We start from the raw sequence: 25,607 nt of genomic DNA, 5'->3' as shown, positions 1-25,607 counted from the left end.
GCCCTAGGGCGCCGCGCTCCCACCGCCGGGATCGGCGTCGTCGCCGTAGCACCTGCCGACGACGGTGCCCCCGGCGGCTCCCATCCCATCGCCGTCGGCGCCGGCCGCGCCTCCTGCGGCTCCGGTCGCGCCGTCATCGGCGCCGATCGCGCCCCCGGCGACGACCCGCAGCCAGTACTCGGAGCAGCTGCCGTTGACGACGATCAGGTGCTGGTCGTCCACGCAGGGCACCTCGGCCTGGTTGCCAGCCGCCTGCGCCAGCGTCCCGCCGCTCTTCGTCCCGTCGCGCTCGAACGACAGGTACACCTGCCACCACCGCGGGCGCGCGCCGAGGTGATGCTTGAGCGCGTACCGCATGCCGCCCGGGAAGTAGAGGAGCTCCCCGTCCGGCGCCGAGGTCTCGTAGATGCCCCCCTCCGGTGTGGCCTCGACGAACTCGATCGGCGGGTTCGCTTCCTCGGACCGGTCGCACCTGTTCGGTGAGCACCCCGCCGCGAACGCCGCCGACGCGCCCACCGCCCAGGCGGCGGCCCATCTCAAGCGCTGCGCGGCGTTCCCGCCTGCGCCCTGGCTCCGCATCGCTCAGCCGAGCCAGCGCGCGGCGTCGAGCGCGTGGTAGGTGAGGATGAAGTCCGCCCCGGCGCGCCGGATCGACGTCAGCAGCTCGAGCACGGCGCGCTTCTCGTCGATCATTCCGCGCTCCGCGGCCGCCTTGATCATCGCGTACTCGCCGCTGACGTTGTACGCGCCGAGCGGGAGCGTCGTCACCTCGCGCACGCGCGCGATGACGTCGAGGTACGCGAGCGCGGGCTTGACCATGAGCATGTCGGCCCCCTCTTCCTCGTCGAGCGCCGCCTCGCGCAGGCCTTCGCGGGCGTTCCCGGGGTCCATCTGGTAGCCCGCCCGGTCGCCGAACTTGGGCGCGCAGTCGGCCGCCTCGCGGAACGGCCCGTAAAAGCCGGACGCGTACTTCACGGCGTAGGAGAGGATCGCCGTCCCCGTCAGCGACTCGACGTCGAGGGCGCGCCGGATCGCGGCGACCCGGCCGTCCATCATGTCGCTCGGCGCGACCACGTCGGCCCCCGCCTTGGCGTGGACCACCGCCGCCCGCGCGAGCACCTCCAGCGTCGCGTCGTTGTCGACGTCCACCGCCCCGGACGCGTCCTGCCGGAGCAGGCCGCAGTGGCCGTGATCGGTGTACTCGTCCACGCACACGTCGGTGATGACGAGCAGCTCCGGCACGGCCTCCTTCATCGCCTTCACGGCGCGCGGCACGGGCCCGTCCGGGTCGTAAGCGCTCGTGCCCGACGCATCCTTGGTGCGCGGGAGCCCGAACAGGATCGTCCCGCCGATGCCGAGCTCCTTGCAGAGCCGCGCCTGCGCTGCCGCGGCGCTCACGGGCAGCTGCGAGACACCCGGCATCGTCCCGACCGGCCGAGGCGCGTCGAGCGCCTCGTTGAAGAAGAGGGGGAGGATGAAATCTCCCGGATGGAGGGTTGTCTCGCGCACCAGGGCGCGGAGGGCGGGCGAACGACGGAGCCGGCGCGGTCTCTTCGTGGGGAACACGGCGGCGGAGCATAGCAGCCCTGCGCCCGCGTGAGCCGCTCCGGTCCAGAGGAGCGCGCGATCCGTGGATCGCCTGGGCGCGGCGAATCGGTTAGTGTTCGCCCGAAACCGCCAGCATGAGAACGGCCCTCCACTTCCCGTCTTCCGGCCGCGCTCGCCCCGCCGCGCGCGCAGCTCGCGCCGGGCGCGGTCCGCGCGCGCGGCCATCGCTCAGCGGTGGGCCGCTCCAGAGCGCGCGGCCGAGCGCGCCGCCGGGCCGGGGCGCGGCGTCATCGGCTGGGGCGTCTGCTGGGACGACAGTGGAAGCGTGTCGTCGTCGTCATCCGCTGCCGAGCCCTCCTCCGGCTGCTCCGCAGGCGTCGCCGTGGCGGCGACCGTGACCGTTGCAATGTCGGACAGCGGGCACCACACGGTCCATGCCTCATTGCGGACGAAGCTATCGAGGGGGACCACTCCGCTCTCGATGCCGCGCGCGAGCTGGTCGAGCCTGACCGGCCCGACCGAGCGCTCCCCGTTGGTGACGTACCATCGGTCCGGAAAGCCGCGCTCCGAGCTCAGCAGCTCTTCGACCAGTTTCACCGATCTCATCGAATGGACTCCAGAAACCGCCGGACGTTGGATCGACCGGATGCGATTCTAATCCCATAACGCACCGGGTCAACATCACTGCAGAATCGCTATGACAATCAACGTCTGCCATGCATGAACGAGAGAATGACGGGAGTTTGATTGTGTTTCCGAGGCGTAACGATCCTTCCGAGGAGGGCCCCGGCGCGGCGGCTGCGGGGGCAATGAACGACGGAGCGCCGGGCGCGGCCAGGCCAGGCGTCGTGTACCTGGTCGGCGCCGGCCCGGGGGATCCGGGGCTCCTCACGTTGCGCGGCGCAGAGCTCCTCGCCACGGCCGACGTCGTCCTGCACGACGAGCTCGTCCACCCCGCGCTGCTCGACCGCGTGCGGGAGGGCGCCGACGTGCGCTCGGTCGGCAAGCGCGGCGGCGATCGGGTGGTGAAGGACGCGAAGCAGGCGGAGATCGACGCGGAGCTCGTCGCGCTCGGCCTCGCGGGCCGCAGCGTCGTTCGCTTGAAGGGCGGCGATCCGTTCCTCTTCGGGCGTGGCTCGGAGGAGGCGGAGGCGCTCGCGCGGGCCGGAGTGCCGTTCGAGGTGGTGCCTGGCGTCTGCTCTCCGCTCGGCGCGACGGCCTACGCCGGCATCTCGCTGACGCACCGGCACATCGCCTCCAGCGTGATGATCGTCAGCGGCGTCACCCGGGCTGGCAGATCCTTCGACTGGAGCGAGCTCGCCTCCGTCCGCGGGACCATCTGCGTCCTGATGGGCATGCAGGCCCTCGACGCGGTGGTCGCGGGGCTGATGGGGCCGGGGCGCCGCGATCCCGCGACGCCGGCGGCGGCGATCCAGTGGGGGACGCGGGCCGACCAGCGCGTCGTCTCCAGCCGCCTCGACGACCTCCCTCGCCGCGTGGAGGAGGCAGGGATCGAGAGCCCCGCGGTCATCGTCGTCGGCGCCGTCACGGGCCTGCGCGACACGCTCCGCTGGTTCGATCGGAAGCCGCTCTTCGGCAAGCGCGTGCTCGTGACCCGGCCGCGCCACCAGGCGCGCTCGACGTCGAGGCTTGTGCGCCTCCGCGGCGGCGAGGCGGTGGAGCTCCCGACCATCGAGATCCACCCGCCCCCCGACCCCGCGCGCGTCACCGAGGCTGTCCGCGGCGTCTCCGGTTACCACGCCGTCGTCTTCACGAGCGAGAACGGGGTGGCCTGCTTCTTCAAGGAGATGGAGCGGCTCGGCCTGGACGCGCGCGCCTTCGGCCCTGCGCGCCTCGCCGCGATCGGCGTCGGGACCGCCGCCGCGCTCGCCGCGCGCGGCGTCCGCGCCGACATCGTCCCGCGGGAATTCCGCGGCGAGGAGCTCGCGGAGGCCATCCTCGCCGACCTCGCGCTGGCCGGACGCCGGGCGGCGTCCCCTCGAGTCCGCGTGCTCCTCGCGCGCGCGCTGGTCGCCCGCGAGGTGCTCCCCGAGCGCCTCCGCGCCGCCGGTTGCGAGGTCGATGTCGTGCCTGTCTACGAGACCCGCCCTGCGTCGGCCGGTCGCCGCGAAGAGCTGCTCCGGGCGCTCTCGGCGGGCGCGATCGACGTCGTGCTGCTCACCTCGAGCAGCACAGTCGACAGCCTCTGCGATCTCCTCGGCGAGGGCGCCGCAGCGCGCCTCGAGCGCGTGCTCCTCGCGAGCATCGGGCCGATCACGACCGCGACCGCCGAGAAGCGGGGGCTCCGGATCGGCGTGACCGCCGAGGTGAGCACCACAGCAGGTCTCCTGGACGCGCTGGATCGACATTTCACTGCATTGCAAGCTGCCCCTGGGAGCGCCGGGAGCGAATGAGCTGGTCGCACGATGTGCGGCCGGCGCAGCTGCGGAAATAAAGAGAGCGTCGCAGCGGACCTGGGGGGGGAAGGTCTCCGCCGCGACGCTCGATCCCAGGGGAAAGCAGGGCGCGTGCCTGCGACTTCTTCAAGTCGATTCAGGTACTTAGGACGTCCCAGCAGGAGTCCCCTTGCGCTGCTGCGCCGCCACGGCGACAGAGATGCAAGGACACTCCTGATTCAGCATGACCGTCGAACATCGACAGCGGCATTCCCCGGGCCGGAGCAGGCGTACAGCGTCACAGCCGGACAGCGCTGGTGAGAGCGCGCTCCGGTGCCATTTGGCTCACTCGAACGTCGCTCGCACCACGAGGAACTTGTTGTTGAGCTCGATGGAAGTGAGCTTCTCGAAGATGCGAGGGCTGCCGAGCTCGTTCGACAAGGAGCCCGTGCGTCCGTGCTCGGTGACGAAGTAGAAGGTCTTCACGCCCTTCTTCTTCTGCTCGTTGATGTAATCCTGGAACTTCTTTCCGCTCGACACGAAGGCCGCCAGCCGGTTGCCGGCATAGAAGTTCTCGCCCTTCCAGTTCAGCTGGTAAGCGACGAGCGGCCCTGGGATCTGCTGATTCGCGCGCACGTAGGCGAGCAACGTCTCGCGTTGCCCCCAGTGAGGCGACGTCCGCACGAAGTACACGTCGATGCCCCACGCCGTGAACACGACGGCGAGCGACAGGAGCGCGTAGACGACGTGGCGGCGCCAGCGCGCGACCATCAGCAGCAAGCACAGCGCAGCGGCGGCGGCGGTGAAGGCCCACAGGGCCGCGGAGAAGTCGAGCGACTGCGGCCAGGGGCGCTTGTAATTGTACGTGAACAGGTGCAGCAGCCTGGCCTGGCTCGGCTGTCCCTCGCGCACCATCGCGAGATCGCGCCCGACGAGGAACACGAGGAGCGCAGCGCCGAGCGCGACGGCGCCGAGCATCGCGCGCTCGTAGCTGACCACCGCGGCGGAGCGCGCCGACTGCACCGGCGAGGAGGCGCCGATCGAGCGGCGCGCGAGCCCACCCGCGCGGCCATCGAGGCGCAGCATGTCGTCGAGCAGGATCCCCGTGAGCATCGCCGCCGGCGGGACGGCCGGCAGGATGTAGTGATGGAACTTCGTCAGCATCAGCGAGAACAGCGCGAAGCCGAAGAGGAACCACATCGCCAGGAACACCGAGGCGTCGCCCTGGCGGACGTCGTCCGAGCCGCGCTCCCCCGGCGCCGCCCCCTCGCGCCGCCTGAGCCACCACACGAGCGACGCGGGCACGAGCCCGGTCCAAGGGAACATCGCGTAGCCGAGCTGCCACACGTAATAGCGGAAGCTCACGTCGTCGCCCTCGTTCGTGTCGTGGACGTGGGTGAAGGCGCGCTTGAACATGTCGTGGAACAGCAGCCTGTCGGTGAACGGCTGGCCGTGCCGCGCGTACATCGCGACGAACCAGGGCAACGCGACGCACGCGAGCACGAGCAGCCCGACGGGGATCTCCATCTTGAGCACGTCGCGGTACCGGCGGGAGACGACGACGTAGCCGAGCGCGCAGAGCACCGGGAGCCCGAAGCCGGCCGGCCCCTTGGCCATCGTGGACAGGGCGGCGAAGAACCACGCCGAGAGGAAGAGGAGCCGCTGGACGCGCCGCTCGCCCCAGCTGGCGTACAGGACGATCCCGAGCGTCTGCACCCAGACGAGCGCCTGGAGAGCAGGCTGAAGGCCGGGGAGCACGGGGAGCACCGACCGGCAGGCCTCGTTGCCAGGGAGACCGCAGTTGCCCGGTGAGCCCGAGCTGAAGACGTCGCCGCGGAAGTGGAGGCCGAAGGGCGAAAGGCCGATCTCGAGGTGACGCGAGAGCAGGTAGAGGATCTGCGGCAGCGCGCAGGCCAGGATCGCCCCCAGCACGAGGTGATAGGCCGAGAGGCCCACCTTGAGCGGGCCGAGATCTACCTCGTAGACGCGCGCCTCCTCCGCGTCGTCGGTGTGGATGCCGAGCAGGAGGAGCGCCATCGCCGCGGCCATCGTCGCGACGAACGGCATGTCGGTCATGGTCTGGTGAGAGACCAGGAACCACTGCGGCATCGTGGCGAGGACGAGCCCCGCGAGCAGCCCCGCGCGGCGGCTGAAGATCCGCGAGACGGCCTTGTAGAGGAGATAGACGGCGATGAGCGTCAGCGCGAAGACGGGGAGCCTGACGGCCCACTCGGGCCACGGGGTGCGCCCCTCGGCGGCCGCCGAGAGCATCTCGCCCGAGCGGTAGCGGACGCCGAACGCGGCCATCGCGAGCGCCTGCATCCAGAAGTCGAGCACCGGCTTCGACCAGAACCAGCCGTCCTGCGCCCACCAGAGGGAGATCCAGTCGTTCCTGGCCAGGATCTCGCGCGCGACCTCGCCGTAGTGCGTCTCCCAGGGATCGGTGAGCGAGTGGCTCCCGAGCATGGGCAGGTAGAGCAGCGTGACGACGGCGACGAGCCAGAAGCCGTGCCGCCGGCCGAGGGGGCGCGGAGCTCCCGCCTCGTCGACGCGGCAGGGGCCGAGGCGCTCGCCGAACCGGAACGCGCCGATGACCGCCGTGAGAAACGCGGCAGGGACGGCGATGGCGGGCACCGCCAGCGAGAGCAGCGTCGGCGCGCCGTCCGACGAGAGGGGGCTCGGCGAGAAGAAGCCCGCGACGCTCAGCGTGATCAGGACGAAGAGCGCGACGAGCCCACCCCCGAGCAGCGCGAGCGGGCCGAGGAGGTCGCGGATCCCGACGCGCATGGCGACGCGCTCGGGGGGATCGTCGAACGTGCCGAGCAGATCGAGCAGACCGATCGCCGCGATGACGACGCCGAGCGCGCCGATCGGGACCCCCCAGCGCAGCTGAGGCGCGAGCGCCATCACGACGAACGTGAGGAGGGCGCCCGCGGCGGACACGGCAGCGCCGCGCCAGCGGAGCGGGTTGCCCTGCGGCACGAGGCGAGCCTCCTCGGCGTCGGCCGCGACCCCGGCCATCCCGACCATGTCGTCGCTCCCCGCCGCTCCGTCGCCAGCGGAAGGCGCGCGTGGCTCAGGAGCGTTCGGGCTCTCCAGATCGCCCGCGGCCGTCCCGTCGCGGGCGTCCGCGGTCGCACCGCTGCGTTTGTCGTGTGTGTCGTTCATGGCTGCGCCAACCGCGGAACGAGGCGCGGCCCTGGCGTAGCAACTCCAGGTCGCCGGGCAAAGCAGCGGTCGCATGCGCCCGCGCTGCGATCCCGACCGCGCGCGCCCCGCGAGCGACGCCGCGGCGCGAGGAGCGCCGTACCGTAGATGGATCGGTGGGCCTCACGCGCCCAGGAAGGCGCCCCGCCCCGTTCGCGTGCCTGGCCGGCGCGACAGGAGCAGGGGCGGGTCGACCCCCGCGGCCAGGCAGCGGCCGCGGTGGGCGCCTACTTCGTCAGGCGCGCGATCTCTTCCTTGATGATCGTCTCGGCGAGCACCGGCACGACCTCCCACACGACGCGCTCCACGACGTCGCGGGACAGCGCCATCACGGCCTCCACCTGATCGGAGGTGAGGCCGAGGCCCTCGAGCTTGCTCGCCATCTGGCCGTTGACCTGCGCGGAGGCGGTCGCGGCGACGGCTGCAGGCCCCGTCGCGGTCTTCGGCACGCCGGACACCGGCGTCGGCGAGAAGGCCATCGTCGTCGTGACCGGCACGTTCGCCGAGCCGCCCGGCGCCGTCTTGACCGAGGCCTGGGCCGGCGCAGCGCTCGTGGCCGGCGCGTTGGGCGTGTAGATGAGGGTCTTCGCGCGCTGGAGCGGGCTCGCTGCCGCCTGCTGCGCGGCGGCCGCGGGCTGCGCGGCGGGCTGCGCCGCAGGAGAGCGCGCGGGCGCAGGCGCCGCGGCAGCAGGCGCCGCTGCAGCGGCGGGCTTCGCTTCGCCGCGCGACGCCAGCAGCTTCTTGACCTTGTCGATCATCTGCTGGGTGTCGAACGGCTTGTCCATGTGATCGTCCGCTTGCGCGCCCGATCCCTTTGCGGGGTCGAACGGGTTTTGCTTGGACGACAGGATCAGGACGGGCGTCGCCGGTGAGGCCTGCTTGATCGCCTTGCACAGCTCGTAGCCGTTCTTCGGCTCGAGCGTGACATCGGCGATCACCAGGTCGGGTTTATCGCTCTTGAGCTTCTGCAGCGCAGCGTCGGCGCTGCTCGCCGTCACGACGCGGAAATCCTGACCCGCAAAGGTGATTTCGAGCACTTTGCGCATGGTCACGCTGTCGTCTACGGCGAGAAGGGTGCTGGCCACGAACGGGTCTCCTCTCAGATGGCGAGAAAGCGATGACGGCTCTGGATATCTTCGGCCCCGGTCGCGCGATGTGTCAACATTCGCGGTGTATTTCGCCCCGCGGGCCCCGCGGATGTGCGTTTTTCCGCGCCGGTAGAGCCCGGTCCCACGCTGGTGGGCGGAGCCGAGGCGCCCCGGTGAGCTCTACATGCGTCCGCTCCGACCCGCCACTCCGCCGAGCCACGAAGACAAATCCGCCGAAACGACCGGGGTCCACCCGGCCGCCCAGGTACGACCTCCGCAGGATGGCCGCTGGACGGTGCCCGCCGAGCTGGATCGGCGCCCGCTGGACGGGGCCGTCCGTGCGCTGGCCGCGGTCTCGTGGTCCGACGCGCGCCGGTTGATCGAGACCGGCAAGGTGCTGGTCGGGAGCGCGGTGGCGACGAGCGCCCGTCGGCGGGTGCTCGGCGGGGAGCTGATCGAGGTCCGCCTGCACGCGCCGAGGCCCGAAACCGTGCGGCGGCGCAAGCTCGAGGGCGAGCTCGTGGTCTACGCGGACGCGAGCGTCGTCGTGGTGAACAAGCCCGCCGGGGTGAGCACCATCCCGTACGGCGACGAGGCCCCCGCGGAGCAGGCCGCGACCCTCGACGCGCTGGTGCGCGAGGTGCTGGCCAGGCGCGACCGCCTGCGCGGGCGCGCGCCGCTCGGCGTGGTGCAGCGCCTCGACAAGGGGACGAGCGGGCTGCTGGTCTTCGCGCGGACGCTCGCCGCGAAGAAGCACCTCGCGCAGCAGCTCCGCGTCCGCGCGATGCACCGGCAGTACCTGGCGCTCGCGCACGGCGCCGTCCCGCGGGGCACCTACCGCAGCTACCTCGTCGAGGATCGGGGCGACGGGCTGCGCGGCTCGGCGCGAGAGGGGCGGCGCGAGGGGCAGCTCGCGGTGACACACGTCGAGCCGATCGAGGTGCTCCGAGGGCCGCAGGAGGGGGCCGGCGCCGGGGGCGTGACGCTGGTCGCGTGCCGGCTCGAGACGGGACGCACGCACCAGATCCGCATCCACCTCGCGGAGGCCGGGCACCCGCTCGTCGGCGAGACCGTCTACGTGCGGAATTACCGAGGGACGAGGGTCCCGGCCGCGCGGCTGATGCTCCACGCGGCCGAGCTCGGCTTCAACCACCCGGCCGACGACCGGCCGATGCGCTTCCAGGCGCCGCCGCCCCCGGACTTCGACGACGTGCTCGATCGGCTCCGCGAGCCGCAGCGGAAGGGCGCTATTTGACCTTGCCGCGGACCTCGGTCATCGCCGCGGCCGTGGCGTCGACCAGCGGCATGACCTTCGCGTAGTCCATCCGCGTCGGGCCGAGCACGCCCACGGTCCCGGCGACGCGGCCGTTCTCCATGTACGGCGCGGCGACGAGGCTGAGCTGGCCTCCGCCAAGGTCGCCCGCCTCGCTGCCGACGAACACGGTGACCTCACCCGCGCCGGCGGCGAGCGTCCGGTCGAGCAGATCGACGAGCTCCTCGCGCTCCTCGAGCGCCTTCATCAGCTTCTTGAGCCGGTCGACGTCGGCGTACTCAGGCAGATCGATCAGGCGGTTCTGCCCCTCGATGACGACCTCGCTCCGCCGGGTCACGTCGGCCGTCGCCTTGCTGCCGAGCTCGAAGGCGCGGCGCCTCAGCGCGTCGATCTGGAGGCGCTCGTCCGCGAGGCGGCGGGCGAACAGGTCCCGGATCTCGCCCAGGGTGCGCCCCTCGATGACGTCGGTGAGCAGGTTGTGGATCCGGGTGAGCTCGCTCTCGTTGATCGCCTCGTCGGCCGAGATGAAGCGGTTCGCGACCGAGCCGTCGGCGAAGACGAGCACCGCGAGCAGCTGCCCGGGCTTGGTCGGGATGAAGCGCAGCTGGGCGAGGGCGCGGAGCTCCGCCCGCGGCGCCGCGACGACCGCCGCGGCGCCGGACAGCTCCGAGAGGTAGCGCCCGGTCTCGCGGAGCGGATCGCTCGCCCCCGCGTAGATCTCGGTGAACCTCGCGCTCAGCTCGGCCTGCTGCTCGGGGGACAGCGACCGGAGCTCGACGAGCGCGTCGATGAACAGCCGGAGCGCGCGATCGGTCGGGATCCGCCCGGCCGAGGTGTGCGGCTGGTGGAGGTACCCGGCCTCCTCGAGGTCAGCGAGCACGTTGCGGATCGAAGCAGCCGAGAGATCCAGCCCGTACTTCCGGGCGAGCGTCCTGCTGCCAACTGGGTCGCCCGTTGCGATGAACTCGGTGACCGCGGCGAAAAGGATCTTTCGAGCTCGGTTGGAAAGATCACTCATGTCAGTTGCATGCAGCGTACAAGCGCACCGCCGTGGCTACCTGGACCAGGGACCGCCCGGACCGGGAAGCCATGCGGGCCGGACCTTCGCTCCCGTACGTCAAGCTGCGCGTGCGGGCGCTTGACCCACGGACGCGCATGCGACCCATTTTGAGGGGATCGCGCGGCCCGGTCAAATGTCGCGGTAGGATCGGCAGCCGCCACCCCGCGCACGGGGGGCCCGCTCCACCGGATGGCGGCGCGGTCGGCTACTCGGCCACGTGCACGTGGTCACTTGGCCCCCGAGAGGGTCGGCCTGCCTTGCTTCGCACGAGGATGTACCGCAACGATGCCGCCCGCACGCCACGCCGCCGCTGCCTGCGCGCTCGCCCTCGCGCTCGGCCCCCTCGCCGCCGCGCCGAGCGCGCAGGGCAAGCCGAAGGTCAGGTACCACCAGGACTGGGCGAAGCACCCGTCGGCGCGCTACGCGGCCATGAGCGCGGAGCAATGCCGTGCGGCGCTCACGCAGCGGAAGATCGCGTTCCAGCCGGTGCAGCGCGCGCCGGGCGTGCTCGCTCCGGTGCGGCTGATGCAGGGGGTCGGCGGGGTCCTCTACCGGACGGCGCTGCCGGCCCATCAACGCGCGGGAAACCCGCACGACGTCTTCGACTGCCGCCTCGCGCTCGCGCTCTCGGACTTCAGCCGGATCCTCCGCGCGCACGACGTCGACGAGGTGCTGATGTTCTCGGCCTGGCGGCCTCCGGCCAGGATGTGGCCCGAGGGCAGGCTCGCCACGAGGCACCCCGGCGGGCTCGCGATCGACCCCTACAGGTTCATCAAGGAGCGCGTCGGCGGCGGGTTCGCGGAGGATTGGCTCGATGTGGAGCGCGACTTCGTCGGCAGGCGCGGCGCGCCGGTCTGCGGCGAGAGCGCCGGCCCGACCGGCCGGCCCCGCGGGGCCGGCAAGGGGGCGGGCAGCGGCCCTCCAGCGGACGCGGCAGCGCGAGAGCTGCGATCCATCGTGTGCGAGGCCATGGACCAGCACATCTTCACGTCGATCCTCACGCCCAACTACGACCGGGCGCACAAAAATCACCTGCATCTCGAGGTGACCCCCGGCGTCCAATGGCATCTCGTGCGCTGATCCGGGAGGGGCCGTCCTCCCGCGCGCAAACCCGCTCTCCCTCCGAGGTCGACCCGCTATGTTAGCCCGCGTGCCCGCACGAAGACCCCCGCTCTCCCGCGCGTCCGCCGCGCTGGCGCTCGCCGCTGTCGCGCTGTCGTTCACGTTCGTCGGCTGCCCCTGCGTCAGCGGTCCCGTGAACGCGAGCCCCGCCCTGCGCTGGTTCCTGTTCTCGAACTTCGGCGCCAGCAAGATCTGCCCCGAGATGCTGAAGAGCGGGGTCTCGCTGCGCCTGCAGGACAGATCGGCGTCCATGGGGCGGTTCTTCCCGATGCAGTGCTCGTACGACGTCAACGACGCGGCCCAGACGATCACCGTCCACATCGCCGGCACGGGCTACGGCTACATGCAGCCGGCCAAGCGGGTGGGCTTCTCGCTCACGACGTCCGTCGAGTACCGACCCGACTTCCAGCTCGCGGACGATAACGTCTACGTGTGGGGACGGCTGAACCGGATCGTGCAAGGCCCGAGCTTCCAGCTGGGCTACGTCGAGAACCCGGTCATCGACGTGATGGCCAACGTCCCGCCGTTCGGAGGGCTCGCCAACCTGCTCGGCAACCAGATCGTCGCTGGCGAGCTGACCCGCGGGTTCACCGTCCTCTACAACGAGGAGACCGGGAAGGACTTCACGCTGGGGATCCTCATGCCGCCCCAGCGACCGCACCACCCGTTCGAGGCGGAGGACGAGGAGCGGTACACGTTCGCGAACGAGACCGTCGAGGTGTACGCGAACCAGCGCGACTACCTCGGGCCGTTCGAGGTCGCCGACTCGGACCAGGCGCTCTACCTCAAGGTCAGCGCGCAGGGCGCGCCCGTGGACCTCATGATCGTCGACAAGCCCACCGGCGACGCCTGGCGCGAGGCGTACCAGACCGGCAAGCCGCTCGGACCCCCGCCAGGCCCGGTGCAGGCAGGCGGCCCTCTCCAGCCCGGGATCATCGAGACCCGCCGCTACGCGCTGCGCCCGGGCCTCTACTACGTCGTCATCGACAACACGGCGGCGGCCGGCCTGGTCGCGCCGCCCATCACGCTGCTCAGCCCCCTCGGGGGTTCGGCGGCTCAGATCAGCTACATGGCGCAGGTGGGCGAGTAGCGCCGACGAGCGGGGCACGGGCAGCATCGGCGAGGTCGCGCCACGTAGGTTCGGTCACCGGCCTTGACGCGGTTCGCCGCGAACGGGATAAACTTGCCATGGCCGTCATGGAGAGAGAGGGGAGCGGCGCCAGCCACGTGGACCAAATTGCCCTCGACCGGCTCCGCGCTCGCCTCCAGGCGTACATGGCGAAGAAGGGGCTGAGATCGACGGCGCAGCGCCGGCTGATCGTCGACACGTTCTTCTCCGGCGCCCCGCACATGACCATCGAGGACCTGCTCGCGGAGGTGCGCGCGCACGACCGAGGCATCGGGTATGCGACGGTGTACCGCACGCTCAAGCTGCTCGCGGAGTGCGGCGTGGCCTCCGAGCGCCGGTTCGGGGACGGCCTTAGCCGCTACGAGCTGGCGGACGACGCCAGCACGCACCACGACCACCTGATCTGCGTCAACTGCGGGAAGATCATCGAGTTCGAGGAGCCGCGGATCGAGGCGCTCCAGGAAGAGATCGCCGCGAAGTACGGCTTCGACGTGACCTGGCACAAGCACGAGATGTACGGCGTCTGCGCGGACTGCCGCGACGCGAAGGACACCACGCCCGACGTCTCGTAGCCGGCCCCCGGCGCGGCGAGGAGCCCCGCGCCGGCGAGCGCGCCCGGCGCTCAGCTCTTCGCGTCGAGCGCGCGGGCGTGGACGACGGCCATGACGCCGCCGAGCAGCGAGGCGATGGGCGCGTAGGCCGGCGGGAGCACGAACGCGGCGATGACCGCGGCGCCGACGAGCGCCGGGGCGACGCTGAGCGCGAGCCCGACGCGCGCCTCGAGGCGCGTGCGGTGCGCGAGCGCGAGGGAGAGCGCGGCGTCGCGGACGTCGTCCGACGCGAGGACCGTGGAGAAGTCGGCGGGCGCCGAGCCGGCGGCGCCGAGCGCCACGGAGACGTCCGCGGCGCCGAGCGCGGCGTCGTCGACGCCCGCGTGGCCGAGGACGGCGACGCTCGTGCCCGCGTCGATCAGGCGACGCACCTCCGTGCCGCGATCCGCGGGGAGGATCTCGGGGCGGATGTGATCGATGTCGAGCGAGCGGCCGATCGCCTCGCACGTCTCGCGCGCGTCGCCCGACATCAGCACGGGCTCGATCTGCGCGTCGAGCAGGTGCTGGATGGCGGCCCGCGCCCCGGGGCGCAGCCCGTCCTGCAGGCCGATGATGCCGACGAGGCGAGCGCCGACAGCGACGAGGACCACCGTGCGCCCCAGCGCCTCGAGCTCGGCGACGCGGCTCTCGGCCGCGGCGATCGAGATCCGCTGCTCGAGCATGAGCGCGCGGTTGCCGACGCAGAGCTCCTCGCCGGACGAGGTGACGGCCGTCACGCCGAGGCCGGGGTGGAAGTTGGGGTTGCGCACGCCGTCGGGCCGCAAGCCGCGGGCGCGCGCGGCGCGGACGATCGCCGTCGCGACGGGGTGCTCCTCGGTGCGCTCCGCCCCGGCCGCGAGCGCGAGCACGTCGCTCGGCTTGAGCTTCTGGCCGGTCGCCTCCAGCTCCGCGAGCTCGGGCTCGCCGAGCAGCAGCGTGCCGCGGGCGCAGAACACGGCGACCGAGGTCCTCCCTGCGCGATCCCAGGCGTCGGCGCTCTTGTAGACGATGCCCCGGCGGAGCCCGAGCAAGATGCCCCGCGCGACGTGCACCGAGGCGATGGAGGCCGTGATCGCCGTGGACAGCGCGGCGAGCACGGCGGCCGCGGTCATCGCGATCTCGACCGGAGCGCGCCCGGCGACGAAGGCGGAGAGCGCGCCGATCGCCGCGGCGCCGATCGCCCAGCGCTCGGTCAGGGCGCGGGAGGCCTGCGCGATGGGCGCGAGGGCGTCCGCGCGCCGGCGGGCGTCGAGCAGGACGCGCGCGACCGCGCGATCGCCGCCTGAGAAGGTGCACGCGCCGACGAGGCGACCCCGGACCACGGTGGCCCCGGCGACGACCGGGTCGCCGTCGCGGCGGCGGGTCGGCGTGGTCGCGCCGATCCAGGGGAGCACCTCGACATCGCCGCCCGTGACGACGAGGTCGACGGGGACGATCTCCCCCGCGTCGACCTGGACGCCCTCGCCCGGTCGCAGCTCGTAGAGCTCATCCCCGGCGCCCTCGACAGGACCGCCGTCGCCGCCGCGCTGAGGGGCGCGGTCGGCGGGCGCCTGGCCCTGCGCCCACGCGCCAGGCGGCCGGCGCGCCGGGGTCGAGAGCACGGATCCGATCCACGCCCGCTCCGCGAACACGCGATGTCGGGCGCTCTCGATGAGCCACGCGCTGATCGCGCTGGCGGTGGCGATCACGCCGGCGAGCGACGCGGCCTCGGCCGCGAGGGCGCGGTCCTGACCGAAGAGGGCCCAGACGGCGGCCACGAGCCCGCCAAGAACTGGGGCGAGCATCGGCGCAGGGTGCGGATCGGTGGCGTCGCGCGCGGTCGTGGCGGCGCGGCCAAGGAGCATCCCGGCGCTCACCGTGGCGAGCACGATCCGCGCGCCGATGACGAGCTTCGCGTCCCCGGCGAGGGTGAGCGCGACGGCCAGCGTCCCCGCGATGATCGCGAGCACGAGCAGGAGCGCGCCGATGTCCCGCGCCTCGACCGCATCGTAGCGCTGCGGCTCCTCGCTCAGGATGGTGTTCCCGATGGGCTCGAGCAGCGCGCGATCGTCGTCGAGGACGGGCAGGTCCGGGAGCCGCTCGTCGAGCGACACGGGCGGGAACGCGTCGACGATCGGCGCGTCGAGATCCGCGACGCGCGCCGCGCCCTCGTCGGCGCTCGCCCGCGCGGGCTCCGCGCGCGGGGTGGAGGCGTGGTGCCCGCCGGCGCCGGACGGCGCGCCCGACGGGAGCCCCCGGGGAGGAGCGCCGGCGAAGGGCGCGCCCAAGGCCGCGAGGCCCGCAGGCCGGCCGTCCCCCGGCGCAGGCGGCGCTTCACCGAGGAAGGCGTGGCGGCACCGCGCGTTGCAGAAGTAATGGAAGCGCTGATCGAAGATCGCCACCTGCCCCGCGCGCAGGGGATCGATCAGCTTGCTGCAGCCCGAGCACGGGACGGGTGCGACGGCGGGACCCGCGGCGCGCGAGGCGACCACCTCAACCTGCAGCCGGCGTCTCGGCGAGCGCGGCCTCGACCTCGGCCAGCGCCTCGTCGATCTGCGCCTCGCTCACGATGAGGGGCGGCGTGAACCGGAGCACGCTGCTCCCCGCGATCGTGAGCAGCACGCCCCGATCGCGCGCGCGGCCGAGGGCGGCGCGCGCGTCGACGGTCGGGGCGAGGATGAGGCCGCGGAGCAACCCGCGCCCGCGCTCGCCGAGGCACACGCCCGGCAGCCGCGCGGCGATCGCGGCGAGGCCGCGGCCGAGCTGCTCGCCGCGCTTCAGGGCAGCCTCGCACAGCTTCTCTTCCTCGATGACCGCGAGCACCGTGCGCGCCGTGGCGGAGGCGAGCGCGTTGCCGCCGTAGGTCGAGCCGTGCGAGCCCGGGGGCAGCGCGCCGTTGAGCCGCTCCCGCAGCACCAGCGCGCCGACCGGGAACCCACCGCCGAGCCCCTTCGCGAGCGCCGCGGCGTCGCCCTGGACGCCGTCGTACGTCGCGCCGAGCCAGTGCCCCGTGCGCCCGATGCCGGTCTGCACCTCGTCGATGAGCAGCAGCGCGCCGTGCTCGTCGGTGATGCGCCGCAGCTCGGCGAGGAACCCGGCCGGAGCCGGCAGCACGCCGCCCTCCCCTTGCACCGGCTCCACGAGGATCCCCGCGACGTCCGGGCCCATGGCCGCGCGCACCGCCGCCACGTCTCCGTACGGCACGTGCGTGACGCCGTCGAGCGAAGGGCCGAAGCCCTCGCGGTACTTCGGCGTCCCGGTCAGGGCGACCGCGCCGAGGGTGCGGCCGTGAAACGCGTTGTCGAACGCGATGATCCGGTAGCGCCCCTCCTCGCCCCGGTTGAAGAAATGGCGGCGCGCGAGCTTGAGCATCGCCTCGTTCGCCTCCGCGCCCGAGTTGCAGAAGAAGGCGCGGTCAAAGCCGGTCTTCGCGCAGAGCTCCTCGGCGAGGCGGAGGTTCTCGGCGTTGAAGAAATAGTTGGAGACGTGCATCAGGCGACCCGCCTGCTCGGAGATGGTCGCCACGAGCCGCGGGTGAGCGTGCCCGAGCGAAGCCACGGCCACCCCCGCGCACATGTCAAGGTACCGGCGCCCCTCCGTGTCGAAGAGCTCGCAACCCCTGCCGCGGTCGAGGACGAACGGCGGCTGGCGGTAGTTGCCGAGCAGGTGCTTCTGCGCCGCAAGGAGCGGCGCGCTGGCGGACGTCGAGGCGTTCGCCGGCGGAGGTTCGGCGGCGGGGCTTGTGGCGATGCTCATGGGGGGCGATCTAACGCCGGGCAGGGGGTCGGAGCAAACGCTCGATGCAGCGCCCGCAGCGGATCGTGGAGACCCGGGCAATCTGCGCGCCTGAAGCGCGTCTGGAGCGCGTCCGGAGCGCCCGCGCGCCGGCCCCCCCAACCCGCGGGCGTCCTGGGCCGGCGCGGCGGCGAGCGCCGACGCGCTCGGGCGCCGGCGCTCGCCGCCGGACCGACCATGGGCCTGGCGATTGCCAGCGGATCGCGGCTGGTTATAGTGCCGCCGTCCTATGAGCGATTCGGAACAAAATGGGTCGAACCAGAACACGGGGGAGACGGCCGACGCGCGGGCGGAGCGCGCAGAGGCCGCGGAGCAGCAGGCCCCCAGCCCCGAAGACAAGCTAGGCGAGGTGCAGGCCGAGGCCGCGCGGATGCGCGAGCAGCTGCTGCGCACCGCCGCGGATTTCGACAACTTCCGTAAGCGCTCCCGGCGCGAGGTCGAAGAGGCGCAGCGCCGCGGCCGCGAGGCGATCCTGAAGGATCTGCTCCCGGTCTTCGACAACCTCGAGCGCGCCGCCAGCCACGCCGAGAGCGCGCCGGACGTGAAGTCGGTCGCCGAGGGCGTCCGGATCGTGACGAAGCAGTTCGTCGACACGCTGGAGCGCATGGGCATCAAGCGCATCGCCGCGGTCGGCAAGCCCTTCGATCCCAGCGTGCACGAGGCCATCCAGCAGCTCGACTCGACCGAGCACCCCGCCGGCGTCGTGATCGCGGAGGTCCAGCCGGGATACATGCTGGGCGATTACCTGATCCGCGCGGCCATGGTCGTCGTCTCGAAGGGCTCGCCCGTCGAGCCGGCGCCCGCGGCGAACTGATCCTCCGCGCGGCGTCGCGCCGGCTCCCTCGGCGCACACCCTCGGCACGGTGCGCATCCTGGCGGTGATCCTGTCCGGGATCTGCCGTGCCCCGCTACCTCGCCGCACGATCTCCCCAAATATCGCGGGCGCCCAGGTCGTCTCCCCACCCGGCGAGCATCCAGGCCTGTAGTATCTTTCGCCGCATATGGGGAAGGTGATCGGCATCGATCTCGGGACGACGAACTCGTGCGTGGCTGTCGTCGAAGGGGCAGGCGTCGCCTCGGCCAACGATGTTCGGGTGATCCCGAACGCCGAGGGCGCGCGCACCACGCCGTCCGTGGTCGGCTTTCCCGCGAGCGGTGAGCGCCTGGTCGGGCAGGTCGCGCGCCGCCAGGCGGTCACGAACCCGCAGAACACCATCTACGCGGTGAAGCGGCTGATGGGCCGGAAGTTCACCGCGCCCGAGGTCAGCAAGCAGATCAGCCTCGCTCCCTACAAGATCGTCGAGGCGCCGAACAGCGACGCGTGGGTCGAGGTCAAGGGGCGCAACTACTCACCGCCCGAGATCTCCGCGGTGATCCTCGGCCAGATGAAGCAGGTCGCCGAGCGGTTCCTCGGCGAGCCCGTGACGGAGGCGGTGGTCACCGTCCCCGCCTACTTCGACGACGCGCAGCGACAGGCGACGAAGGACGCAGGGCGGATCGCCGGGCTGGACGTGCGCCGGATCATCAACGAGCCGACCGCCGCGGCCCTCGCCTACGGCCTCGACAAGGTGAAGGCCGAGACGATCGCGGTCTACGATCTCGGCGGAGGCACGTTCGACATCTCGATCCTCGAGATCGCGGGCGGGGTCTTCAGCGTCAAGGCGACCGGCGGCGACACGCACCTCGGCGGCGAGGACTTCGACCAGCGGATCATCGACCTGCTCGCCGACGAGTTCGAGGGGAAGAGCCGCATCGATCTGCGCCGGGACCGCATGGCGCTGCAGCGGCTCAAGGAGGCGGCCGAGAAGGCGAAGCACGAGCTCTCGTCGTCGCTCGAGACCGAGATCAACATCCCCTTCATCGCCGTCGGCCCGGGCGGAGGGCCGCTCCACCTCGAGCGGACGATGCGGCGCAACGAGCTCGAGATGCTCTGCGAGGGCCTCATCCGGCGGACCATCGACGTCTGTCGCGCGACGCTCGGGGACGCCAAGCTCCCCGTCTCCGCCGTCAACACGGTGGTCCTCGTCGGCGGCATGACCCGGATGCCCGCGGTCCAGGCGGCGGTGCGCGAGTTCTTCGGCCGGGAGCCGAACAAGGGCGTGAACCCCGACGAGGTCGTCGCGGTCGGGGCCGCGCTGCAGGGCGCCGCGCTCTCCGGACAGGTGGACGAGGTGCTGCTCCTCGACGTGACGCCGCTGTCGCTCGGCGTCGAGACCGGCGGCGGCGTGAGCTTCAAGCTCATCCCGCGGAACACGACCATCCCCACCGAGCGGAGCGAGATCTTCACGACGAGCGTCGACAACCAGAGCTTCGTCCCCGTGCACGTGCTCCAGGGCGAGCGCGAGATGGCCGCGGACTGCCGGAGCCTCGCCCGGTTCGAGCTCACCGGCATCCCTCCCGCGCCGCGCGGGCTGCCCAAGATCCAGGTCACCTTCCGCATCGACGAGAACGGGATCGTCCGCGTCGAGGCGCGGGATCTCGGGACGGGGCGGGTGCAGGAGATCCGGGTGACCCCGACGAGCGGCCTCACGCCGGACGAGGTCGAGCGGCTCGTCTCGGAGGGCGAGCGGTTCAAGGAGACCGACGCGCTCCGGCGCGATCTCGCCGAGCTCCGCAACCAGGCCGAGACCCTCGTCTACACGACCGAGCAGGCCCTCGAAGGCTACGGCGATCTGCTCGACGCCGAGCTCCTCGGCGAGGTCCACGCCGAGTGCGCGGCGCTGCGGAAGCTGCTCGAGGCCGGCGGCGACCTCGACGCGCTCCGGGACGCGTACGCGCGTCTCGAGGGGGCGGCGTTCCGGATCGCGGAGTCGATGTATGGAGGGGACGATGACGCCGGCGCAAACAAGGCCGTCGAGACATGACGCGCGGCTAGGCGACGCGGCCGGCGCGGCGGCGCCGGCTCGCGCGCCGATCGCGGGCCGTCCCCTCCGGAGCGCCGCGCGCGCCAAAGGCGCGAGGCTGCGTGGGGCGCAGGCGGGGCGATGCTGAGCGAGACCTTCGGGCGGTATCGCTTGCTCGAGCGCCTGGGCGAAGGCGGCATGGCCGAGGTCTTCAAGGCGAAGAGCTTCGGCGTCGAGGGGTTCGAGAAGGTCCTCGTCATCAAGCGCATCCTCCCCAAGCTGGCCGAGCAGGGGCGCTTCGTGGACATGTTCGTGCACGAGGCCAAGCTCGCCGTGCGCCTCTCGCACGCGAACATCGTGCAGGTGTTCGACCTCGGCCGCGTCGACCATCCGAACGGCGATCCGACGAGCTACTTCATCGCGATGGAGTACGTCCCCGGGCTCGACCTGGCGACGCTCCTCGCCCGCTGCCGGAGGGCGAAGAAGCCGATCCCCCTCGCCATGGCCGTCTTCATGACGGCCGAGATCGCGAAGGCGCTCGATCACGCGCACCGGCGGCGCGACGAGCAGTCGCGCCCCCTCGGCATCGTCCACCGCGACATCTCTCCGCAGAACATCCTGCTCTCCTGGGAGGGCGAGGTGAAGGTCACCGACTTCGGCATCGCGAAGGCGACGCAATCGATGACCGACGAGGAGGTCGGCGAGAACCGCGCGGGGAGGATCCGCGGGAAGCTCGCCTACATGAGCCCCGAGCAGTCGCGCGCCGGCGCGATCGACGGCAGGAGCGATCTCTTCTCGCTCGGCACGGTGCTCTACGAGATGCTCGCCGGGTCGAACCCGTTCGCGGCGCCGACGGCGTTCGAGATCATGCGGCGGCTGCAGGCGAGCGAGTATCCGCCGCTCGCGCTCGTGCGCCCCGACGTGCCCCGGTCGCTCGTCGACGTCGTGAGCACGATGCTCGCGAAGGACCCCGAGGATCGGTTCCCCGACGCCGGGCGGCTGCACGAGGCGCTCCTCGGCTTCTTCTACGCGACGGCCGAGCGGTTCGGGGCGAACGACCTCGCCGATTTCCTGGAGCCGTTCCACGAGGAGAAGAGCGCCGAGATCCAGGCGAGCGCCGTGCTCGAAGAGGAGCCGAACGGGGCCAACGAGCGCACGCCGGTCGAGGTGCCGCACACGGCGAGCACGCGCAGCCGCTCGGCGTCGGGGCTCCTCCAGCTGCTCGAGAAGGCCGACAGCGGCCCGGCCGCGCGCGGGCTCGGCGAGCGGCGCGAGGTCACGGCGCTCGTGCTCATCTTCACGGGATCCGAGGACGACGCGGCGAGGCGCATGGCGCGGGCCCGCGACGTGCTGGCGCGCTATGGCGCGCTGCTGCTCGAGCAGGAGGCGTCGCAGCTCGTCGCCATCTTCGGGCTCGGCGACGCCGACGGCCGCGACACGGAGGCCGCGGCGCGCGCCGCCCTCGTGATCCTGCGCTCGCGCGGCGGGGGCGCCGCGGTCTCCGCCGGCATCCACCTCGCCCGCATCCTTGTCGACAGCGCCGGCGCCCCGATCCGCGACGAGCGGCTCACCTCGCTCATCGCCTCCGCCCAGGCGCTCGCACGCGCGACCGAGTCCCAGGTCGCCGTGTCGAACCTCACCGGGCGCGTCCTCCGCAACGCGTTCGCGACGGAGGAGCTGCCCGGCGCGGACCGGACAGCGCCCGAGGGGGGGCGCGTCGTCACGTCCGCGCAGCCCCCGGACGGCACGTACGGCCGCTTCATCGGCCGCCGCGACGAGCTCAAGCAGCTCGGCGACATCCTGGCCGCCGCCACGCGGAAGCGCGCGCAGATCGTCGTCATCCAGGGCGAGCGCGGCATCGGCAAGACGCGGCTGCTCGCCGAGATGGAGCGGCGGCTCTCGAAGGGCGACTACAACGTCGGCGTCTACGTCGCCTCGTGCCCGCACAACGGCGCCGACGTCCCGTGGAGCGGCCTCACCGCGATGCTCCAGGTGCTCTGCGGCATCCAGGAGGGCGACGACGAGGAGCGCATCCGCGCGGTGCTGCCGCGGCTACGGGCGCTCGGCCTGCGCGACGACGAGTCCGCGGCCGTGCTCGGTCAGCTCGGCGCGGCGCTCGCCGAGAGGCGGGCGCCGCAGGGGACGACCGCGATCCTGCGCACGGCGTTCCCGCGCATGGTGCAGAGCCTCTGCGAGGATCGCCTCCACTGCTTCGCGTGGGACGACGCGCAGGCGATGGACCAGCTCACCGCCGAGACCCTGCTCGCCACCGCGGGCCGCGCCGGCGGGCTCCGCGCCGTGCTGATGCTGGCGACGCGCAGCGACCCGCCGCCGCTGCTCGAGGCGCACCCCCACTTCTACCGGCTCAAGGTCGGGGAGCTCTCGGACAGCGACAGCGCGCGCCTCATGTCGGCGCGCATCGGCGCGAACTTCCTGCCGCCCGACGTGGTCGCCTTCTGCCGCGAGCGCGCCGGCGGCCACCCGCTCTTCCTCGAGGAGCTCATCAAGGAGCTCCTCGACTCCGGCGCGCTCAGCGTCGTCAGCGGCGTCGTGAAGGCGCGGCTCGACGGCGCGTCGGCGGTGCCGCGCTCGCTGCGCACGCTCATCGCGACCCGGGTGCGGCGGCTCGATCCGAGCGACCGCGCCGTGCTCCAGGCGGCGGCCATCCTCGGCGATCCGGTGCCGACCGAGGTCCTCGCGGCGCTCCTCCAGCAGAAGCTCCCGGCCGTGAACCGCGCGATCTCCGGGCTCGCGACCCGCGACCTCTTGCGGCTCAAGGGCCCCGCGCAGGCGAGCTTCGCGTCGCCCATGCACGGGGAGATCGTCCTCGACGCGATCCCGCCGGAGCTCCGCCGGGAGCTGCACGCCGCGGCCGCCGCGGCGTACGTCGCGGTCGTCGGCGAGGACGGCGCCGAGCACGCCGAGCGCATCGGGCAGCACTTCTACCAGGCCGGCGATCGCGACCGCGCCGCCACGTTCTACGCGCGCGCGGCGCTCCACAAGATCCGCGCGAGCCAGCTCGATCCGGCGCTCCGGCTCATCTTCCAGGCGCTCGATCTAGGCGACCACGCCCACCGCTCGCCGGCGGAGCTCTCCGGGTGGCTCGGCTCGCTCGCCGACGTCGTCGTGCGCGTGCGCTCCGCGCCGGATCTCGTCGACGTCGCCGCCCGCGCGCTGCGGCGCATCGACGAGACCGGCACGCCGGAGCAGAAGCTCTCGGCCCGCGTCGACCTGGCGCGCGCCCTCGGCGCGGTGGATCTCTTCGCCGACGCGTACGCGAGGCTCGAGGAGGCCTACGCCCTCGCCGGCGATCGGGAGGACCTCCGCCGCAAGGCGCTCGCGTGCGAGACGGAGATCGGCGTCCGGACGGGCGACTTTGCGCGCGCGGAGCGCGCCGTCGAGCAGCTCGAGGCGACGGGCGCGATCGACGATCCGAGGCTCTTGCTCGCGATCTCCCAGACGCGCGCGGCGACGGGCGACATCGCGGCGGCGCTCCGCGCCCTCGATCGGGCGGAGGCGCTCGGCGATCCGGGCGACCTCGCGGCGGCGAGCGAGCGCGAGAAGCAGCGCGTCCTCGTGCACGTGTTCCTGCGCGACTTCGACGCGGCGGTGAAGAGCTCCGCCCGCGCCGTCGACCTCGCCCGGTCCGCGGGCCTGCGCTTCGAGACCGCCGCCGCGCTGCACAACCTCGGCGACGCGAGCCGGCGGCTCGGCGATCTGCCGCGCGCCTACGCGTCGCTCACCGAGTCGAAGGAGCTCGCCGAGGAGAGCGGCCACGAGCGCCTCGCCTCCATCAACCGCGCGCACCTCGCCTACCTGGACGGGCTGAGCGGCGCGGCCGGCGCCGGCGAGCTCCTGCGCGAGCTCGCGCGCTACGCCGACGCGCGCTCCTACCGCACCGACGCCCTCGAGAGCCGGTACCTGCTCGGCGCGCTCCTGAAGCAGCGGGGCCTGGTCAAGGAGGCGCGGCGCGAGCTCGCCGAGGTGCTCGATCTCGCGTCCGCGTACGGCAACAAGCTCGTCGCGGACGATGCGCGCTCCGCGCTGTCCGAGCTCTGACCTCGCGCGCGCGTCGCGCGGCCCGCTAGCGGACCGAGGGCCCGGTAGCCGGCAGGTCGCGCTCGTGCCGCGCGCGCGTCTTCCGCGTCGCGCGGGCGCGGCTCACTCGTCGGCGAGCTTCTTCTCGAGCGCCTCGAGGTGGGCGCGGACCTGCGGATCCGAGTCGCGCTGCGCCTCGATCTTGCGGACGGCGCTCATCACCGTCGTGTGATCGCGGTTGCCGAAGGCCCGCCCGATCTCCGGGAAGCTGCACTTCAGCCGCTGCTTGCAGAGGTACATCGCGACGTGGCGCGCGAAGGCCACGCTCTTGTGGCGGTCCTTCGAGGTGAGGTCGATCGAGCGCAGGTGGAAGTGGTGGCACACCGCGCGCTGGATGTCCTCGACGCTCATCATCTGCGCGCGCGGCGGCGACGTGGCCGTGATCTCGGCGCGCGCGAACGGGAGGTCGACGGGGCGGCCCGTGAGCGAGCTCTTGGCCGCCAGCCGGATCAGCGTCCCCTCGAGCTCGCGGACGTTGGAGCGGACCATCTGCGCGAGGTAGAGCGCCACGTCGTCCGTGAGCGCGATGCCCTCGAGCGCCGCCTTGTTCCGCACGATCGCGACGCGCGTCTCGAGCTCCGGCACCTGGATGTCGGCGACGAGCCCCCAGGAGAACCGCGAGACGAGCCGCTCTTCCATGCGCTCGAGGTTCTGGGGGTACTTGTCGCTCGTCACCACGATCTGCCGGTCGAGCGTGTGAAGCGCGTTGAAGGTGTGGAAGAACTCCTCCTGCGTCTGCTCGCGTCCGGCCAGGAACTGGATGTCGTCGACGAGCAGCACGTCGCAGCTCGACCTGTACCGCGTGCGGAACTCGTCCATCCGGTGGTGCTGGATGGCCGTGATGAAGTCGTTCGTGAACTTCTCGGCCGAGACGTAGATGATCCGCGCGTCCGGCCTGCCCTCGAAGACGCGGTGCGCGATCGCGTGCATGAGGTGGGTCTTGCCGAGCCCGGTGCCGCCGCAGATGAAGAGCGGGTTGTAGCGGCGTCCCCCGCCGCCCGCGGCCGCGATCGCGGCCGCGTGCGCCAGCTGGTTCGAGGGGCCCACGACGAAGCTCGCGAAGGTGTGCTTCGGGTTGAGGTCGTCCGGCATCGACGGGACGCGCCGGAGCGCCGGCTCGGGGCGGGGCGCCGGCACCGGCGCCGCGCTGGTCGGACGCACCACGAGCGCCCGCGGACGCACCGGGGTGAGCTCCACGCGCTGCGCAATGGGCGCGTCGAGGTTCTGATCCACCGTCCACGCGACCTGGACCGACCAGCCGGTGAGCTCTCGGATCTTGTCCGTGAGCGCCGGCAGGAAATTGTCCCTGACCCACTCGAGGACGAACTCGTTCTGGACACGCAGCGTCAGGACGCCGTCGGTCAGATCATCGAACTGAACTCCCCCGAACCACTGATCGAAAGTGGCCGGGGAAAGCGTCCGCGTATGCTCGATCGCCCGATCGAAGACCTCGCGCGGCTCGTGTTTCGGAATCGTCAT

General features: G+C 72.4%; 17 protein-coding genes. 8 read left to right on the top strand and 9 right to left on the bottom strand.

Annotated elements, in window-relative coordinates:
- Positions 1–3: 3 nt before the first annotated feature.
- The 3 genes from WME82_RS00085 to WME82_RS00075 all read right to left on the bottom strand — a co-directional run bounded on the left by WME82_RS00085 (position 4) and on the right by WME82_RS00075 (position 2,154).
- Positions 4–579, bottom strand: a complete 576-nt coding sequence (locus tag WME82_RS00085; protein WP_437858951.1) for a hypothetical protein — start codon at positions 577–579, stop codon at positions 4–6.
- A 3-nt stretch (positions 580–582) separates the two neighbouring features.
- Positions 583–1,566: a porphobilinogen synthase gene (gene hemB, locus WME82_RS00080; protein ID WP_437914356.1), complete on the bottom strand. Its 984-nt coding sequence runs from the start codon at positions 1,564–1,566 to the stop codon at positions 583–585.
- Between the two features lie 210 nt (positions 1,567–1,776).
- Complete coding sequence (locus WME82_RS00075) at positions 1,777–2,154, bottom strand: DUF4339 domain-containing protein (RefSeq protein ID WP_437858942.1); 378 nt, start codon at positions 2,152–2,154, stop codon at positions 1,777–1,779.
- Between the two features lie 203 nt (positions 2,155–2,357).
- Between WME82_RS00075 and cobA the strand changes: the two genes are divergently transcribed.
- Positions 2,358–3,962 (top strand): uroporphyrinogen-III C-methyltransferase, encoded by a 1,605-nt coding sequence (gene cobA / locus WME82_RS00070; RefSeq protein WP_438041156.1) that lies wholly within the window; start codon positions 2,358–2,360, stop codon positions 3,960–3,962.
- Between the two features lie 327 nt (positions 3,963–4,289).
- Here cobA and WME82_RS00065 read toward each other — a convergent pair whose 3' ends face one another.
- Entirely contained in the window at positions 4,290–7,112 is a 2,823-nt protein-coding gene (locus WME82_RS00065; protein WP_438041155.1) for an ArnT family glycosyltransferase, read from the bottom strand.
- 266 nt (positions 7,113–7,378) lie between these two features.
- A complete protein-coding gene (locus tag WME82_RS00060) occupies positions 7,379–8,236 on the bottom strand; it encodes a response regulator transcription factor (RefSeq protein ID WP_438041154.1) in 858 nt (285 codons plus the stop codon).
- 298 nt (positions 8,237–8,534) lie between these two features.
- Here WME82_RS00060 and WME82_RS00055 point away from each other — a divergent pair, with 298 nt between their 5' ends.
- Positions 8,535–9,494, top strand: coding sequence for an RluA family pseudouridine synthase (locus WME82_RS00055; RefSeq protein WP_438041153.1), 960 nt, complete (start codon positions 8,535–8,537; stop codon positions 9,492–9,494).
- Here the strand turns inward: WME82_RS00055 and hrcA are convergent.
- The gene (gene hrcA / locus WME82_RS00050; RefSeq protein ID WP_438041152.1) at positions 9,487–10,530 is read right to left on the bottom strand and encodes a heat-inducible transcriptional repressor HrcA; all 1,044 of its coding nucleotides are present in this window, start codon (positions 10,528–10,530) and stop codon (positions 9,487–9,489) included. The genes WME82_RS00055 and hrcA overlap by 8 nt on opposite strands.
- Positions 10,531–10,857: 327 nt before the next feature.
- Here hrcA and WME82_RS00045 point away from each other — a divergent pair, with 327 nt between their 5' ends.
- The 3 genes from WME82_RS00045 to WME82_RS00035 all read left to right on the top strand — a co-directional run bounded on the left by WME82_RS00045 (position 10,858) and on the right by WME82_RS00035 (position 13,395).
- On the top strand, positions 10,858–11,652 hold the full coding sequence (locus WME82_RS00045; protein ID WP_438041151.1) for a hypothetical protein: 795 nt from the start codon (positions 10,858–10,860) through the stop codon (positions 11,650–11,652).
- A 70-nt stretch (positions 11,653–11,722) separates the two neighbouring features.
- Positions 11,723–12,784 (top strand): hypothetical protein, encoded by a 1,062-nt coding sequence (locus WME82_RS00040; protein ID WP_437714927.1) that lies wholly within the window; start codon positions 11,723–11,725, stop codon positions 12,782–12,784.
- Positions 12,785–12,882: 98 nt separating this feature from the next.
- Positions 12,883–13,395, top strand: a complete 513-nt coding sequence (locus tag WME82_RS00035; protein ID WP_437743518.1) for a Fur family transcriptional regulator — start codon at positions 12,883–12,885, stop codon at positions 13,393–13,395.
- A gap of 50 nt (positions 13,396–13,445) precedes the next feature.
- Here the strand turns inward: WME82_RS00035 and WME82_RS00030 are convergent, their stop codons facing one another.
- Positions 13,446–15,884, bottom strand: a complete 2,439-nt coding sequence (locus WME82_RS00030) for an HAD-IC family P-type ATPase (RefSeq protein WP_438041150.1) — start codon at positions 15,882–15,884, stop codon at positions 13,446–13,448.
- A gap of 1 nt (position 15,885) precedes the next feature.
- Positions 15,886–17,148 (bottom strand): aspartate aminotransferase family protein, encoded by a 1,263-nt coding sequence (locus WME82_RS00025; RefSeq protein WP_437743516.1) that lies wholly within the window; start codon positions 17,146–17,148, stop codon positions 15,886–15,888.
- Positions 17,149–17,416: 268 nt separating this feature from the next.
- On the opposite strand from WME82_RS00025, the gene grpE reads away from it, so the two are divergent.
- From grpE to WME82_RS00010, 3 genes are all read left to right on the top strand, one after another.
- Entirely contained in the window at positions 17,417–18,001 is a 585-nt protein-coding gene (gene grpE / locus WME82_RS00020) for a nucleotide exchange factor GrpE (RefSeq protein ID WP_437743515.1), read from the top strand.
- Positions 18,002–18,188: 187 nt separating this feature from the next.
- The gene (dnaK, locus tag WME82_RS00015) at positions 18,189–20,051 is read left to right on the top strand and encodes a molecular chaperone DnaK (RefSeq protein WP_437743514.1); all 1,863 of its coding nucleotides are present in this window, start codon (positions 18,189–18,191) and stop codon (positions 20,049–20,051) included.
- Between the two features lie 120 nt (positions 20,052–20,171).
- Positions 20,172–24,089 carry a serine/threonine-protein kinase gene (locus WME82_RS00010; protein WP_438041149.1) on the top strand — a complete coding sequence of 1,306 codons (3,918 nt, stop codon included), beginning with the start codon at positions 20,172–20,174 and terminating at the stop codon, positions 24,087–24,089.
- 102 nt (positions 24,090–24,191) lie between these two features.
- Here WME82_RS00010 and dnaA read toward each other — a convergent pair whose 3' ends face one another.
- Positions 24,192–25,607, bottom strand: coding sequence for a chromosomal replication initiator protein DnaA (gene dnaA / locus WME82_RS00005; RefSeq protein ID WP_437743512.1), 1,416 nt, complete (start codon positions 25,605–25,607; stop codon positions 24,192–24,194).

The organism is Sorangium sp. So ce128 (assembly GCF_051525245.1).
GTDB lineage: Bacteria > Myxococcota_A > Polyangia > Polyangiales > Polyangiaceae > Sorangium > Sorangium cellulosum_B.
This window is presented reverse-complemented; position numbering and strand designations above follow the sequence as displayed.